This is a genomic window from Streptomyces sp. MK37H, assembly GCF_018035285.1.
In the GTDB taxonomy this organism is placed as follows: domain Bacteria; phylum Actinomycetota; class Actinomycetes; order Streptomycetales; family Streptomycetaceae; genus Streptomyces; species Streptomyces endocoffeicus.
The window spans coordinates 1-14,821 of record NZ_JAAAYH010000224.1 but is presented as its reverse complement, the minus strand read 5'-3'; the positions used below and the strand labels follow the sequence as shown (position 1 = coordinate 14,821).

At 69.9% G+C, this 14,821-nt stretch carries 15 protein-coding genes; 9 read left to right on the top strand and 6 right to left on the bottom strand.

Annotated elements, in window-relative coordinates:
* The coding region (locus GWI24_RS27240; protein ID WP_210948548.1) for a streptophobe family protein at positions 1–1,287 on the bottom strand (1,287 nt) is incomplete at its 3' end.
* Positions 1,288–1,510: 223 nt separating this feature from the next.
* Here GWI24_RS27240 and GWI24_RS27235 point away from each other — a divergent pair.
* The gene (locus GWI24_RS27235; RefSeq protein ID WP_210948547.1) at positions 1,511–4,219 is read left to right on the top strand and encodes an FHA domain-containing protein; all 2,709 of its coding nucleotides are present in this window, start codon (positions 1,511–1,513) and stop codon (positions 4,217–4,219) included.
* Positions 4,220–4,379: 160 nt separating this feature from the next.
* Here the strand turns inward: GWI24_RS27235 and GWI24_RS27230 are convergent, their stop codons facing one another.
* Positions 4,380–5,162 carry a transglycosylase SLT domain-containing protein gene (locus tag GWI24_RS27230; RefSeq protein ID WP_210948546.1) on the bottom strand — a complete coding sequence of 261 codons (783 nt, stop codon included), beginning with the start codon at positions 5,160–5,162 and terminating at the stop codon, positions 4,380–4,382.
* Positions 5,163–5,609: 447 nt separating this feature from the next.
* Here GWI24_RS27230 and GWI24_RS27225 point away from each other — a divergent pair, with 447 nt between their 5' ends.
* The 3 genes from GWI24_RS27225 (at position 5,610) to GWI24_RS27215 (ending at position 7,782) form a co-directional block, all read left to right on the top strand.
* Positions 5,610–6,767 (top strand): GAF domain-containing sensor histidine kinase, encoded by a 1,158-nt coding sequence (locus tag GWI24_RS27225; protein WP_210948545.1) that lies wholly within the window; start codon positions 5,610–5,612, stop codon positions 6,765–6,767.
* The gene (locus GWI24_RS27220; protein WP_210948544.1) at positions 6,760–7,404 is read left to right on the top strand and encodes a response regulator transcription factor; all 645 of its coding nucleotides are present in this window, start codon (positions 6,760–6,762) and stop codon (positions 7,402–7,404) included. The genes GWI24_RS27225 and GWI24_RS27220 overlap by 8 nt, the downstream gene beginning before the upstream one ends.
* Before the next feature lie 138 nt (positions 7,405–7,542).
* Entirely contained in the window at positions 7,543–7,782 is a 240-nt protein-coding gene (locus GWI24_RS27215) for a chaplin (RefSeq protein ID WP_210948543.1), read from the top strand.
* A 126-nt stretch (positions 7,783–7,908) separates the two neighbouring features.
* On the opposite strand, the gene GWI24_RS27210 is transcribed toward GWI24_RS27215, so the two are convergent.
* A complete protein-coding gene (locus GWI24_RS27210; protein ID WP_210948542.1) occupies positions 7,909–8,712 on the bottom strand; it encodes a hypothetical protein in 804 nt (267 codons plus the stop codon).
* A gap of 110 nt (positions 8,713–8,822) precedes the next feature.
* Between GWI24_RS27210 and GWI24_RS27205 the strand changes: the two genes are divergently transcribed.
* The 3 genes from GWI24_RS27205 (at position 8,823) to GWI24_RS27195 (ending at position 11,234) form a co-directional block, all read left to right on the top strand.
* The gene (locus GWI24_RS27205) at positions 8,823–9,614 is read left to right on the top strand and encodes an ABC transporter ATP-binding protein (RefSeq protein WP_210948541.1); all 792 of its coding nucleotides are present in this window, start codon (positions 8,823–8,825) and stop codon (positions 9,612–9,614) included.
* 82 nt (positions 9,615–9,696) lie between these two features.
* Entirely contained in the window at positions 9,697–10,122 is a 426-nt protein-coding gene (locus tag GWI24_RS27200; protein ID WP_121825037.1) for an NfeD family protein, read from the top strand.
* A gap of 152 nt (positions 10,123–10,274) precedes the next feature.
* A complete protein-coding gene (locus tag GWI24_RS27195; protein ID WP_037963463.1) occupies positions 10,275–11,234 on the top strand; it encodes an SPFH domain-containing protein in 960 nt (319 codons plus the stop codon).
* Between the two features lie 50 nt (positions 11,235–11,284).
* Here the strand turns inward: GWI24_RS27195 and GWI24_RS27190 are convergent, their stop codons facing one another.
* Positions 11,285–11,788, bottom strand: a complete 504-nt coding sequence (locus GWI24_RS27190; RefSeq protein ID WP_037963497.1) for an HNH endonuclease — start codon at positions 11,786–11,788, stop codon at positions 11,285–11,287.
* 106 nt (positions 11,789–11,894) lie between these two features.
* Entirely contained in the window at positions 11,895–12,434 is a 540-nt protein-coding gene (locus tag GWI24_RS27185) for a YbhB/YbcL family Raf kinase inhibitor-like protein (protein ID WP_210948540.1), read from the bottom strand.
* 87 nt (positions 12,435–12,521) lie between these two features.
* Here GWI24_RS27185 and GWI24_RS27180 point away from each other — a divergent pair, with 87 nt between their 5' ends.
* Positions 12,522–12,848 carry a barstar family protein gene (locus GWI24_RS27180; protein WP_223863993.1) on the top strand — a complete coding sequence of 109 codons (327 nt, stop codon included), beginning with the start codon at positions 12,522–12,524 and terminating at the stop codon, positions 12,846–12,848.
* A 119-nt stretch (positions 12,849–12,967) separates the two neighbouring features.
* Here the strand turns inward: GWI24_RS27180 and GWI24_RS27175 are convergent, their stop codons facing one another.
* Complete coding sequence (locus GWI24_RS27175; protein WP_210948539.1) at positions 12,968–13,750, bottom strand: sporulation protein; 783 nt, start codon at positions 13,748–13,750, stop codon at positions 12,968–12,970.
* A 168-nt stretch (positions 13,751–13,918) separates the two neighbouring features.
* On the opposite strand from GWI24_RS27175, the gene GWI24_RS27170 reads away from it, so the two are divergent.
* On the top strand, positions 13,919–14,581 hold the full coding sequence (locus tag GWI24_RS27170; protein WP_210948538.1) for a DNA-3-methyladenine glycosylase: 663 nt from the start codon (positions 13,919–13,921) through the stop codon (positions 14,579–14,581).
* Positions 14,582–14,821: the final 240 nt, after the last annotated feature.

The following is a 14,821-nucleotide window of genomic DNA, read 5'->3' as shown; positions in this document are numbered from 1 at the left end:
GAAGGCGTCGAAGCCGAGCACGGACAGGCTCGCCCCCGCCGAGACCCGGGTCAGCCCCACCAGCAGCGGCAGTGCGAGCGCGGTCACCACGCCCAGCCGCAGCGCACACCACCCCGCGAAGGCGAGCGGCCGGGAGTTCCCCACGGGTGACGGCCGGGAGTTCCTCACGGGTGACGGCCGGGAGCTCCCCACGGGCGTACGGGCCGCGGTGAGCACCCCGGCGGCGAGCATCAGCAGCACACTCGCGACCACCAGCAGCCAGACCCGGCCGTCGAGCTCGGCCAGCCGCCCCACCGTGAGCCGCTCCCCGCCCGGACCGGCGAGCAGATCGTCCACCGGGTCGGGCAGCACATGCCGCAGCGCCCCCCTCGCCCGGCCGTACCAGGGGACGAACAGCCCGAGCGGCACCCCGATCCACACCCCGTTGGGCGCGCCGAGCAGCGCGGACCCGAGCACCAGCCGCGGATGGTCGTCCCCGATCGCCGCGTAGACCCCGGCCACCAGGCCCGCGCCGACCGCGAGCACCAGCACTCCGCACAGCGCGGACACCGCCGGCCGGACCGTGCGGTGCAGCCCCCGCATGCCGGGCGGCAGCGGGGTACGGCGCGAGGCGAGCAGCGCGAGCAGCAGGACGGCGACGACCCACACCGCACCGCCCAGCAGCGAGCGGCCGGGGGCCACGGTGAAGCCGACGGACGCCTTGGCGCCGACGAGGTCGGACAGCCGGTCCGGCAGCAGCCCGCCGCCGATGTCCGCGATATCGCCCAGCTGCTCGGGGAGCCGGCTCAGCAGATCGTGCTCGGCGTGCTCGGTGCCGAGGCCGCGGCGGACGAGCGTCGCACCGTCGATCGTGACCGTATCGTTGCCCACCCAGGTCAGCCCGGCGAGCAACAGCAGGAAGAGCAGGGCCACCAGGCCCGTCCGCACCGCGAGTTCGGCCCGGCCGATCACCGCCCCCGCGCCCCGCAACGACCGTACGAACAGCCATCCCAGCAGCAGCGCGCCGACCAGGCTCACCCCGAGTGGCGCGATATCGATGGCGGCATGGGCCTGCGCGCCCTCCAGCCCGAAGACGCCCACATCGCCGGACGGAGTGACGGAACCGCCGACCGCCAGCACCGTCGCCGCGGCGGCCATCGGCCCGAGCGCGCCCGCCCCGTCCGCGCCAATCAGATGCAGACCGAGCGCGGCGATACCGACCATGGCCAGGAACGCCCAGCTCACCGAGGCGATCGCGGCGAGCAGCGCGGGTCCCCAGGGCACTCGTACGCCGCCGCTCGCGCTCATACCGCCGACCCCCCGATCGTCGCGAGTTGCCCGGATAAACCATGATCCGCACTATCCGTCAGCGCTTACCACTTTCCGAGGGCCTTTCGGATGAGTCAATGACGCCCGAGATGCGGTCTTGCCAAACCCGACTTCCGGTGAAGGGACTGAGCCTGAAATAGTTCCTCACGATGTTCGCCATCCCTAGACTCCCTGTGTCAGGGGGTAGCTCGGGGGACAACTAGTGGGGCATGGAGTGCCGGAACTCGTACTGGAATTGAACGGACAGACCTGGACACTTGATCCATCCAGGTCGTACAGCCTCGGGCGTGACCCGCAGGGCGACATGGTGCTGGACGACGCCAGGGTCTCCTGGCGACATGCCACGGTGCGCTGGGGTGGGCGCAGTTGGATCATTGAGGATCAGGGTTCCACCAACGGCACCTATGTGCAGGGCCAGAGAATCCAACAGGTGGAAATCGGTCCTGGTTCGGCCGTCCATCTCGGCAATGCCGCCGATGGCCCCCGGCTCAGCGTCTCCGGTGGCGGTGCCCCTTCTGGCGGTGCCCCCTCGATGGGTGCCGCGGGCGCGTACGGCCAGCAGGCGGCGATGGGCATGCCCCAGCAGGGCCAGCAGGCTCACCAGGGTCAGCAGCCCCCCGCCCAGCCGCCGCCGCAGCAGCCCGCCCCCGGCGGCTGGCCGCAGCAGGGCGGGCAGCCGCCCCAAGGGCAGCCCCAGGCGCAGCCCCAAGGCTGGCAGCAGCCCCAGGCCCCGCATCAGCAGCAGCCGTTCATCCCGCAGCAGCAGGCGCCCCATCAGCAGCCGCATCAGCAGGCCCCCCAGCCGCATCAGCAGCCGCAGCCCCAGGCGCCGCAGAGCAACCTCGCGCAGGGCCGCCCCGGCGCCGGCTCCTCCGGCCCGGCCGGCACCGCGACCGCCCAGGGCGACCGCAGCCCGACCACCTTCCACCAGCTGGCCGCCGGCCGGGTGATGCGCATCGGTCGTGCGCTGGAGAACGACCTGGTCGTCTCGGATCTCCAGGTCTCGCGCCACCACGCCGAGTTCCAGGCGCTGCCCGACGGCCGCTTCGAGATACGCGACCTGGGCAGCCACAACGGCACCTATGTCAACGGTCAGCCGGTCCGGCAGCAGATCATCGGCCCCACCGACACCGTCGGCGTCGGTCACTCCACCTTCCGGCTGGTCGGCGACCGCCTCGAGGAGTTCGTCGACACAGGTGAGGTCTCCTTCTCGGCCCGCCATCTGACGGTGACGGTCGACGGCGGCAAGCAGATCCTCAAGGACGTCTCCTTCGGCGTCCCGGAGAAGTCCCTCGTCGCGGTCATCGGCCCGTCCGGCTCCGGTAAGTCCACGCTGCTGAAGGCGCTCACCGGCTACCGCCCGGCCAACCAGGGCGATGTCCTCTACGACAACCGGAACCTCTACAAGCAGTTCGCCGAGCTGCGCCAGCGCATCGGTCTGGTGCCCCAGGACGACATCCTCCACAAGGAGCTGACCGTCCAGAAGGCCCTCCGCTACGCCGCCAAGCTCCGCTTCCCCGGTGACACCGCCGAGGCCGAGCGCGAGGCCCGGATCGACGAGGTGCTGCGCGAGCTCAAGCTGGACATCCACCGGGAGAAGAAGGTCACCGCCCTCTCCGGCGGTCAGCGCAAGCGGGTCTCGGTCGCGCTGGAGCTGCTCACCAAGCCGTCGCTGATCTTCCTGGACGAGCCGACCTCCGGTCTCGACCCGGGCATGGACCGCGATGTCATGCAGCTGCTGCGCGGTCTGGCCGACGACGGCCGTACGGTGCTGGTGGTCACCCACTCGGTGGCCGAGCTGGCGCTGTGCGACAAGCTCCTGGTGATGGCGCCGGGCGGTTCGGTCGCCTACTTCGGCCCGCCGGACGAGGCGCTCAACTTCTTCGGCTACGACACCTGGGCGGATGTCTTCTCGGCGTTCGAGAACTACCGCGACTACGACTGGGCGGGCCGCTGGCGCGGTTCGCAGCACTACCAGATGTACGCGGCGGACCTCGACTCCGTGGCCCCGCAGTCGGTGAACGTCCAGGCGCCGCCGGCCCGGATGCAGAAGTCGCAGAGCTGGGGATCCCAGCTGTGGACGCTGATCCGCCGCTATCTGTCGGTGATCGGCTCCGACAAGGGCTTCATGGGGCTGATGGTGATCCTGCCCGCTGTGCTGGGGGCGGTGAGCGTTGTCATCCCCGCGAAGTTCGGCCTCCAGATGGCCCCGAAGGGCAGTTTCAACCAGGCCGCCGGGACGGTGTTGCTGATCCTTGTGGTCGGCATGTGCTTCACCGGCGCGGCCAACTCCGTACGAGAACTGATCAAGGAACGGGTCATCTACGAACGGGAACGGGCGGTCGGCCTGTCCCGCTCCGCGTATCTGATGTCCAAGGTGATCGTGCTCGGGGTGATCACCGCATGCCAGGGCGTCATCATCTCCGCCATCGGTCTCTCGACGCGCAAGCTGCCCGAAGAGGGCCTGCTGATGCCGCCGGCCGCCGAGCTCTGCGTGGCCGTGATCGCGATCGGCTTCACCTCGATGATGGTGGGCCTGGTCATCTCGTCCCTGGTGAAGACCGCGGAGAAGACCATGCCGCTGCTGGTCATGTTCGCGATCGTCCAGGTGGTCTTCACCGGTGTGCTGTTCAAGATCTTCGGATCGCCGGGTGTGGAGCAGTTCGCCTGGCTGATGCCGTCCCGTTGGGCGATCGGCGCGGCCGGTGCCACGCTGGACCTCGGCCCGGGCGCCGGTCACATGATGGCGCCGTGGGACAGCAAGAAGCCTCTGGACACCGACCCGCTGTGGGAGCACACCACCACCCAGTGGGGCATCGACATGGTCGCGTTGATCGTCCTGGGCATCGTGTGCGGCATCGCGGTAGCACGGCTGCTGCGCCGCCATGAGCCGGAGGTCATGCGCAAGTAGCCGCCACGGCGGTCCCGAGAACGCGGTCACGAAAACACGGCCGCGGAAATACGGCCACGAAAAGCACGGCTACGGAAAAGGGCGATGGCACCCCTCGCACACAGGGGGTGCCGTCGCCCTTCGGCGTCGCGACGCCGGGTTCTTGACGGACCGTCCGGGTTTAGTACGGGCCGTTCACGTTGTCCATCGAGCCGTACCGGTCGGCGGCGTAGTTGCAGGCGGCGGTGATGTTCGCGACCGGGTCGTACGGGTCCCAGGAGGTGCCCTCGACGTGGTAGGCCTGGAAGGTCGGGGCTATTACCTGGAGCAGGCCCTTGGAGGGCACGCCGTTCCGGGCGTTGATGTCCCAGTTGTTGATGGCGCGCGGGTTGCCGCCGGACTCCCGGATGATGTTGCGGTGGATGCCCTCGTAGGAGCCGGGGATGCCCTTCTCCTTCATGATGTCGAGGGACTCCCGGATCCAGCCGTCGAGGTTGTCCGGGTAGGTCTTCTTCTCGGCGGCGACCGTCTCGATACGCGTGGCGGAGCGGCTCGCGGCCTGCTTGGCGGCGCGCTCCTTGGCGGCCTTGGCCTCGGCGGCCTTCTTGGCGGCGGCCTCTTCGGCGGCCTTCTTCGCGGCGGCCTCTTCAGCGGCCTTCTTCGCGGCGGCCTCCGCCGCGGCCTTCTTGGCGGCGGCCTTCTTCGCGGCCTCGTCCTTGGCCTGCTTCGCGGCGAGGGCGGACTGCTTCGCCAGGACCTCGTGGTGGGCCTGGGCGTCGGCCTTCTGAGAGGTGAGGGCGACCGGCTTGTTCGGCAGGTCCTGGGCCGTGGTCTTGGCACCGGCGTCACCACCGGGGACGACCGCGAAGGCTATGGCGGCCGCACCGGCGGCTGCGATTCCGGCGGCGGAGTACTTGTGCGTCTTGGTGAGACGGTTGTAACCGGGGATGTGGGGCAGGGGCATGGCGGAGTAGACCTCTTCCAATCGCTTGAGTCGCAGGCCAAATCGGCGCGCAGAGCGCCGTTCCTGGATCTACGGCGCCGTGCGACTGGGTGAAATTCTTAGCTGCCGCAAAAAGTTGTCGCAAAGGCGTGACATACGATGCTGCTTAGTGGATAAGTAGGCCGTTCATGCCCACGCGGACGGCCGTCATCCCCGCTCAGTCGCCTATGAAACGTCCACTAAGCACGTTCGTACCTGATATAGGTCGTGTGTCCGGGCTCACATCGCGGAGCTTCTCATATTGCGCGCTGTGCCCACGCAAATGCTCAGGGTGTTTGTTTTTTCCACCCCTGTAACAGCCCCTTTTGGGGGCCTCGTGTGCGCCGTTCGACCTAGGGCTCAGGTCTTATCAGGTGGCCGCCGACCGGCCGATATGCCCACCGGATGGCGGTGGGTACGGTAATGCCCATGACGAAAGGACGGGGCGGCGGAGCCGAGGCCGGGCTGAGCCGGGTGAGCGCGGCACTGCTCGCCATGAGCCGACATCTGGAAGTCCGTGATGTCCTAAAGACCATCGTTGTGTCCGCCCGTGAGCTGCTCGATGCGGAGTATGCCGCTCTGGGGGTTCCGGATGATCACGGAGGTTTCGCCCAGTTCGTAGTAGATGGGGTGAGTGAGGAGCAGTGGAAGGCCATCGGGCCGCTGCCCCGGCAGCACGGCATTCTCGCCGCGATGCTCAAGGACGCCACTCCACAGCGACTCTCCGATGTGCGGCTGGATGCCCGTTTTGAGGGGTGGCCATCAGCTCATCCCGTTATGTCGGATTTCTTGGGACTTCCCATTGCCGACGGCGATGAAGTTCTCGGCGCGGTATTCCTCGCCAACAAGCGATGCCCCAAGCCGGAGGGCGGCTGCGGTTTCACCGCCGAGGACGAGGAGCTGCTGTCCATCCTGGCCCAGCACGCCGCCATCGCCCTGACCAACGCCCGGCTCTACGAGCGCAGCCGCGAGCTCACCATCGCGGGGGAGCGGGCCAGGCTCGCCCATGAGCTGCACGACGCGGTCTCCCAGAAGCTCTTCTCGCTGCGGCTGACCGCCCAGGCGGCCACGGCCCTGGTGGACCGCGACCCCGGCCGTGCCAAGGACGAGCTCCAGCAGATCGCGCTGCTCGCCGCCGAGGCCGCCGACGAGCTGCGCTCCGCCGTCGTGGAGCTGCGCCCCGCCGCCCTCGACGAGGACGGCCTCGTGGCGACCCTCAGGACCCAGGTGCAGGTGCTCGACCGGGCCCACTCCGCGCGTGTCACCTTCGCCTGCCAGGGCGTACGGGCGCTGCCCGCCGCCCAGGAGGAGGCCGTGCTGCGGGTGGCCCAGGAGGCCCTGCACAACGCGCTGCGCCACGCCGACGCGCGGCAGGTGGACGTCACCCTCGCCCGGCACGGCCAGGGCGCCCGGCTCCGCGTCGCCGACGACGGCAGGGGATTCGACCCCTCGGCCGTACGGCGCGCCGGGCGCCACCTCGGGCTGGTGTCGATGCGGTACCGGGCCGACGGGGTCGGCGGCGGTCTGACGGTGGAGTCGGCGCCCGGCAAGGGCACCGTGATCGAGATGGAGGTGCCCGGTGGCTGACCCGGGACGGATTCGGGTGCTGCTCGTCGACGACCACCAGGTGGTGCGGCGCGGTCTGCGGACCTTCCTCCAGGTCCAGGACGACATCGAGGTGGTCGGGGAGGCGTCGGACGGCGAGGAGGGCGTCGCCCGCGCCGAGGGGCTGCGCCCCGACGTCGTCCTCATGGACGTGAAGATGCCCGGCCTCGACGGGATCGAGGCGCTGCGCACCCTGCGCGACCTCGACAACCCCGCCCGGGTGCTGGTGGTGACGAGCTTCACCGAGAAGCGCACCGTGGTCCCCGCCCTGCGCGCGGGCGCCGCGGGCTATGTCTACAAGGACGTGGACCCCGAGGCGCTGGCCCGCGCCATCCGGTCCGTCCACTCCGGGCATGTACTGCTCCAGCCCGAGGTGGCCCTCGCGCTGCTCTCCCAGGAGGGCGGCGGCGGCCAGGGGCGCGGCGGGTCGCTCACCGAGCGCGAACGCGAGGTGCTGGCACTGATCGCGGATGGCCGGTCCAACCGGGAGATCGCCCGTGCGCTGGTGTTGTCCGAAAAGACCGTAAAGACCCATGTGTCCAACATTCTTATGAAATTGGACCTTGCCGATCGCACTCAGGCCGCTCTATGGGCGGTACGGCACGGGATCGGAGCATGAACAGCGTTTCTCCGTGAAATCACACCAACGTGTGGCGATCACTCGAACAGCGCAACTCGCCATCTGCCGGGCCGTTCTTCACGGCGTACCGCGGCGGACCGCCGCGGTGATGCGTTGATGAATGAAGGGTCTTGAGAAGTGAAGAACATCAAGAGGTTCGCTGCCCTCACGATCGTGGCCGGCGGACTCGCCGTCGCCGGTGCCGGTGTCGCCTCCGCCCAGGGCCCCCAGGCTGACGGTGGGGCGATGACGTCCCCGGGTGTCGTTTCCGGCAACAACATTCAGGCGCCCATCCACGTGCCCGTGAACGCTTGCAGCAACACCATCTCGGTCATCGGGGCCATGAACCCCGCCTTCGGCGTTCCCTGCGGCCGCTGACCGACCCCCTGGCGGATATCCCGACGCACCACCGGCCGGCCCCGGAGGCACCCGCCTCCGGGGCCGGCCCCATGTCAGCCTCCGGGCCCCGCGACAGCCCCCGCGGTGGTCAGAGGCCCGCGGTGGTCACAGGCCGCCCCGCTCCCGCTCCTCCACATACGCGTTGTACGCCGCCACCTGGGCCCGCCGCGAGGTGCGCTCCACCGGCCGCAGCGCCTCGGCCCGCGCCGTGATCTCCGACGCGCTCACCGCCCCGCCGTGCTCCCGGCCGTCCCCGCCCGCCATGTACGCGATGTCCACCAGCGCACCCACCCGCTGCGCCAGCTCCAGCACCCGTATGGCCCGCGGCGGATAGCCCGGGGCCAGCACCTCGCGCCCCCGCTCGGCCCGCGCCCGATACGCCTCCAGGGCCGCCTCGGCCACCGGGCCCGCCCCCGCCACGTTCAGCCGCGAGAGCACCTCCGTGGCCTCCCGCAGCGCCTCCGCCAGCTCCCGCTCGGCCTCGCTCAGCGACGGCACATCGGCCGGCGGCGCCTCCCGCACGGCCTGACACCGCCACACCACCTCGATGTGCTGATCGCCCTCGGGCCCGGCCGCCGATACCTCGGGCACCAGACCGAGCGCCGCCCCGGTGGCGATCACCGCCTCGCCCGCGTCGAGCGCGTGGGCGTTGAACTCCGGCGGACCGCTCAGCCCCAGGGGGTGCCCCGCTATGGGCAGCGCCACCCGCAGCCCCTTGGTCCCGAGCGCCCGCAGCCGCCCCAGCGCCAATGTGAGCCCCACCTGCCCGGACTCCCCCGGAAGCCCGGCCACCCGGTGCGACGTGTCCTCACCCGCGATGCGGTGCGCCGCCTCATCGGGGGAGACAAGTCCGGCGAGAAGGGCATTTCCCCAAGCCGCGAGGCGCCCTGAACGTGGTTCATCGAGCATGGCACCAGCCTAAGGACTGTCACCGACAACGTGTGGCGTAGGTTTTCCTCAGGGGGCTGCGCCCACAGGCGCACGCACGACTCGAGACTGCAATGGGAGACAACGCGCTCATGAGCGAGGTTCTGGAGCTGCTGGACGTATCGGTGGTCCGCGATGGGCGGGCTCTGGTGGACGAGGTCTCCTGGTCGATCAAAGAAGGAGAGCGCTGGGTCATCCTCGGGCCCAACGGCGCCGGCAAGACCACCCTCCTCAATCTCGCGTCCAGCTATCTCTTCCCGAGCGGCGGAACCGCCCGGATCCTCGGCGAGCGGCTCGGCGGCGTCGACGTCTTCGAGCTGCGCCCGCGCATCGGCATGGCGGGCATCGCCATGGCCGAGAAGCTGCCCCGCAGCCAGACCGTCCTGCAGACCGTCCTCACCGCCGCGTACGGCATGACGGCCCACTGGCAGGAGGACTACGACGCGGTCGACGAGACCCGCGCCCGCGCCTTCCTCGACCGCCTCGGCATGACCGAGTACCTCGACCGGAAGTTCGGCACCCTCTCCGAGGGCGAGCGCAAGCGCACCCTCATCGCCCGCGCCATGATGACCGACCCCGAGCTGCTGCTCCTCGACGAGCCCGCGGCCGGACTCGACCTCGGTGGCCGCGAGGACCTCGTCCGCCGCCTCGGACGGCTCGCCCGCGACCCGCTCGCCCCGTCGATGATCATGGTGACACATCATGTCGAGGAAATCCCCCCCGGCTTCACCCATGTTCTGATGATCCGCCAGGGGAAGGTGCTCACCGCGGGCCCGGTCGAGACCGAACTGACCTCCCGCAACCTCTCCCGCTGCTTCGGACTCCCGCTGGTCGTCGAGCGCAACGGCGACCGCTGGACCGCCCAGGGCCTGCCGCTGACCTGATGTCCGCCCCCTGCGCCCACCGTGCCACCGGCAGGTGATCCGCGCACTGTCCCCGGCGACTTGGGACAACTACCATGACCATGTGGATCCGTGGGTGTGGTGGCTGATCGCCGCCGTAGGACTGGGCATCCCGCTCGTGCTGACCGCGATGCCCGAATTCGGGATGGTCGCGGTCGGCGCCGTGGCCGGTGCCATCACTGACGCGCTCGGCGGCGGCATCGTGCTTCAAGTCGTCGTCTTCTGCGCCGTCTCCGTGGCATTGGTCGCCGTCGTACGCCCGATGGCGGTCCGCAGCCGCCGTCAGCAGCCCGAGCTGCGCAGCGGCATCGAGGCGCTGAAAGGCCGCCAGGCCGTCGTCCTCGAGCGCGTCGACGACGGCGGAGGCGGCCGGATCAAGCTCGCGGGCGAGGTGTGGTCCGCGCGCTCGCTCGACCCCGACCAGGCTTACGAACCAGGGCAGCAGGTCGACGTAGTGGAGATCGACGGTGCGACGGCCGTCGTCATGTAGACGCCGTACCGGGAGTGTCCTACCAAGAGTTGAGGGCGCCCCGGTTGAGCTGCGGAGTCGACCATGGATCTGACAGACTCCACCCTCGGGAACCGCCAGACTTGATCATCCCGACCATCCGAATCGCCGCATGAAGGGCACGGGGAGCCGCAGTGGAACCGATCATCATCGTCCTGATCATCCTCGTGGTGCTGGTCTTCATCGCACTGATCAAGACGATCCAGGTCATCCCGCAGGCCAGTGCCGCCATCGTGGAGCGCTTCGGACGCTACACACGCACCCTCAACGCGGGCCTGAACATCGTCGTCCCGTTCATCGACTCGATCCGCAACCGCGTCGACCTCCGTGAACAGGTCGTGCCCTTCCCCCCGCAGCCGGTGATCACCCAGGACAACCTGGTGGTGAACATCGACACCGTCATCTACTACCAGGTGACCGACGCCCGCGCCGCCACCTACGAAGTGGCCAGCTACATCCAGGCGATCGAGCAGCTGACCGTCACCACCCTGCGGAACATCATCGGTGGCATGGACCTCGAGCGCACCCTGACCTCCCGCGAGGAGATCAACGCGGCGCTGCGCGGCGTCCTGGACGAGGCCACCGGCAAGTGGGGCATCCGCGTCAACCGCGTCGAGCTCAAGGCCATCGAGCCGCCCACCTCCATCCAGGACTCGATGGAGAAGCAGATGCGCGCCGACCGTGACAAGCGCGCCGCGATCCTCCAGGCCGAAGGTGTCCGGCAGTCCGAGATCCTGCGCGCCGAGGGTGAGAAGCAGTCCGCGATCCTGCGGGCCGAGGGTGAGTCCAAGGCCGCCGCGCTGCGCGCCGAGGGCGAGGCCCAGGCGATCCGTACGGTCTTCGAGTCCATCCACGCCGGAGACCCGGACCAGAAGCTGCTCTCGTACCAGTACCTCCAGATGCTGCCGAAGATCGCCGAGGGCGACGCCAACAAGCTCTGGATCGTGCCCAGCGAGATCGGCGACGCCCTCAAGGGCCTCGGCGGGGCCATGGGCAACTTCGGCCCGTTGACCGGCGGCGGAAACGGCGGCGGCACCCCCGGTGGCACCGGTAAGGAGCCCGCCCCGCGCCGCGAACAGCCCACGATCGACTGAACGGACGGCGGCGGGACGGCCCCTTGGCGCCTTCTGCCAGGGGACGAGACTCAGGCAGGCAGCGCGAGCCACTCCGGCAGACCGTCCCGCTCCGCCGCCCCCAGCGCCAGCAGCAGCGCATCCGAAGGCGTCGGCTCGAACGGCGCCTTGAGCAGTCGCATCCCCGCCTGCTCCGGAGTCCGGTCCGCCTTACGGTGGTTGTCCTCGGCGCACGAGGCGACCGTATTCAGCCAGGTGTCCCCGCCCCCGCGCGACCGCGGCACCACATGGTCCACGGTCGTCGCCCGGCGGCCGCAGTACGCGCACCGGTGCTGGTCCCGGACCAGCACCCCGCGCCGCGACCACGGGGCACGTCTTCGGAACGGCACCCGTACGTAACGGCAGAGCCGGATCACCCGCGGCAGCGGCAGATCGACATCCGCGGCCCGCACCCGCAGCCCCGGGTGGGCGTGTTCGACGACGGCCTTGTCCTGGAGGACCAGCACCACGGCGCGCCGCAGCGTGACCGTCGCCAGCGGCTCGAAGCTCGCGTTCAGAACCAGCGTCTCGCGCATCCCGACCACCCCCGCATCCCGGTGTCCCGGTCCCGTGCCGGAGATCGGCGGGACCGGGATCAACTCTGGCCGGGAGCCTGGCCGAGAACAACGCAATTTCGCCGCGTCAGCCCGCGGCCGGCACCTCGTACTCCCCGATCAGCTGGGCCCGCCCCAGCGTGTGGAACCGCAGATTGAAGCCGACCACCGCGGGCGAGGCGTCCGCGTCCGGGCCCAGCTTCTCGGCGTCCACCGCGTAGACGGTGAACACATAGCGGTGCGGACCGTCCCCGGGCGGCGGCGCGGCCCCGCCGAAGTCACGGGTCCCGTAGTCATTGCGCGCCTGTACGGCACCCTCGGGCAGGCCCGTGAAGCCACCGCTGCCCGCACCCGCCGGAAGCTCGGTGACCGTGGCCGGAATGTCGAACACCACCCAGTGCCAGAACCCGCTGCCCGTCGGCGCGTCCGGGTCGAAGCAGGTGACGGCGAAGCTCTTCGTCCCCTCCGGGAAACCCTCCCAGCGCAGCTGCGGAGAGGTGTTCCCCTCCGCCTGCACCTGGGCGGACTTGAGCGTGCCGCCCGGTGCCACATCGTCGCTCACCACGGTGAACGACGGCACCGGCGGATGGAAGTCGTGGGGGAGCGGGGCCCGGTTCTGCTCGGACACGTCGAGAACCTCCTCGAAGTCGCAGTGGATCATCTCCGCGGCCAGCCTAACGAGACCGGTACCCGGCGGGCTGGCACCATGGCGCCCATGACCGGCCCCACCCTCGCCCTCCACCTGCGCCTCGACGGCGTGACGGACAAGGACGGCTTCCTCGCCCGCTGCGCCCGGGACCTGCGCTTTCCCGACTGGTACGGGCGAAATTGGGATGCCCTCGCCGACTGCGTCACCGATCTGTCCTGGTGGGCAGAGGGCGGCGAGCCCAGCGGCTGTCTGCTGGACATCCAGGGCTGGCCGGCCTTCCGCGACGCGGACCCCGACGCCGCCGCGATCGCGGCCGACATCCTGGCCGACGCGGAGGCGTACTGGGCGGCGCGGGGACGGCCCCTGGTGGTGCGCTACGACGACGGCCCCTGACGGTACGAGGGCGGCGTCTGCCGGGGCCGGCGGGCGCCCCTCGCACACGAACGCGGGACGTGCACCGAGCTGCCCTCGGTGCACGCCCCGCGCGGAGGTCCGGTCCCGGGAGGGAAACCTCAGAACCAGTTGCGCTTGCCGCCGACCTGGGCGAGCCACTGGTTCAGATAGGCGGCCCAGTCGGTGTCCTGGAAGGTGGTCAGGTTCATCGTGAACGACCGGTAGGTGTCACTGCCCTCGGAGAACAGCCCCGGCTTCTTGTCCATCTCCAGCACCACATCCATCTCGCGGTCGTCCGCGACGAAGGACAACTCCACCTGGTTAAGGCCCCGGTACTGCTCAGGCGCGTAGAACTCGATCTCCTGGTAGAAGGGCAGCCGCTGGCGGGTGCCACGGATGTGCCCGCGCTCCAGGTCGGCGCTCTTGAACCGGAAGCCGAGGGCGCCGAAGGCGTCCAGGATCGCCTGCTGGGCGGGGAGCGGATGCACATTGACCGGGTCCAGGTCGCCCGAGTCCACCGCGCGCGCGATCGCCAGCTCGGTGGTCACCCCCACGTTCATGCCGGACAGATGGCGGCCCATGAACATGGTGATCGGGGTCTCCCACGGAATCTCCAGGCCGAACTGCACCGCGTGCACCGCGCCCGGCTGCACCTCGAACGCGCCGCCCAGCCGCTGCCGGGTGAACTCCACGTCCTGCTTGTACTCCTGGTCGTTGCCCTCCACCTCGACCCGCGCCTGCAGGCCGACCGAGAGCCCCTCGATCTGCTGTGCGACCGAGCCGCCCTGGATGCGGACCTCGCCCTGCACAATGCCGCCCGGGACGACGTTCTCCTCGGTCAACACCGTCTCCACCGAAGCGCCACCGGCACCCATACTCGCGAGCAGCTTCTTGAAGCCCATGTTCTTCCTCTCAAGGACGCGACTGCGTCTTGACTCGATCGCATTCGATCACTGTTGACACCTAGAAACGCGAAACAGCCGTGGACGGTTCCGCGGCTCATACCCTTCCAGCGGACCGGTGCCGCCTCCAACCACCGGTTCATATCTGTTCCACTACGCTCGGGGCGCGTGACAGCAGGACCTGACCGCACCCCCCTCGACCGTGCCTTCTTCGACCGGCCCGTCCTCGAGGTCGCGCCCGACCTCCTGGGCCGCGTCCTGGTCCGGCGTACCCCGGACGGACCGATCGAATTGCGCCTGACCGAGGTCGAGGCGTACGCGGGCCCGGCGGACCCCGGCTCGCACGCCTACCGTGGCCGCACCGAGCGCAACGCCGTGATGTTCGGCCCCCCGGGGCATGCGTATGTCTACTTCACCTATGGCATGTGGCACTGCCTCAACCTGGTCTGCGGACCGGAAGGCCATGCCAGCGGGGTGCTGCTGCGCGCGGGCGAGGTGCTGGACGGCCATGAGCGGGCCCATCAGCGCAGGCCGAAGGCGCGCAACGACCATGAGCTGGCCAAGGGCCCGGCCCGGCTGGCCACGGCCCTGGGAGTGGACCGCAGGCTGGACGGCAGCGATGTGTGCGGGGGCCCCGACTCCCCGCTCGGCATACTCACCGGCCACCCCGCCCGGCCGGAGCAGGTGCTCAGCGGTCCGCGCACCGGTGTGGGCGGCGAGGGCGCAACCCACCCCTGGCGCTTCTGGATCGACGGCGATCCCTCGGTGAGCCCCTACCGGGCCCACACCCCGCGTCGCCGGAATTCGACGCGCCGTCAGGTCGGAACTTGACTCCGCTGGACGGGACGCCTAACGTAGCCCGAGCCGCTTGAGACGGGCAGCGCTGTCGTCACGATTCCAGGATCGAGTCACCGCGGCCCCGGAGCGGCCAACCACTACGACGATTCCCAAACAGGGTCCTGTTTCGCTGCGCGAAATCAAGGCCCGGGGCTCCGATTAGGAGTCGAGAGGGAAATTCGCTAAAGTAGCGGACACGCCGGAAGGCGCGAAAGACCCCGCTCCAGCAGGGGG

Coding starts and splice junctions, on each gene's coding strand:
- GWI24_RS27230 (WP_210948546.1), bottom strand. CDS start 5,162: ATGCCCCTGCCCCACATCCCCGGTTACAACCGTCTCACCAAGACGCAC.
- GWI24_RS27225 (WP_210948545.1), top strand. CDS start 5,610: ATGACGAAAGGACGGGGCGGCGGAGCCGAGGCCGGGCTGAGCCGGGTG.
- GWI24_RS27210 (WP_210948542.1), bottom strand. CDS start 8,712: ATGCTCGATGAACCACGTTCAGGGCGCCTCGCGGCTTGGGGAAATGCC.
- GWI24_RS27205 (WP_210948541.1), top strand. CDS start 8,823: ATGAGCGAGGTTCTGGAGCTGCTGGACGTATCGGTGGTCCGCGATGGG.
- GWI24_RS27190 (WP_037963497.1), bottom strand. CDS start 11,788: ATGCGCGAGACGCTGGTTCTGAACGCGAGCTTCGAGCCGCTGGCGACG.
- GWI24_RS27180 (WP_223863993.1), top strand. CDS start 12,522: ATGACCGGCCCCACCCTCGCCCTCCACCTGCGCCTCGACGGCGTGACG.
- GWI24_RS27175 (WP_210948539.1), bottom strand. CDS start 13,750: ATGGGCTTCAAGAAGCTGCTCGCGAGTATGGGTGCCGGTGGCGCTTCG.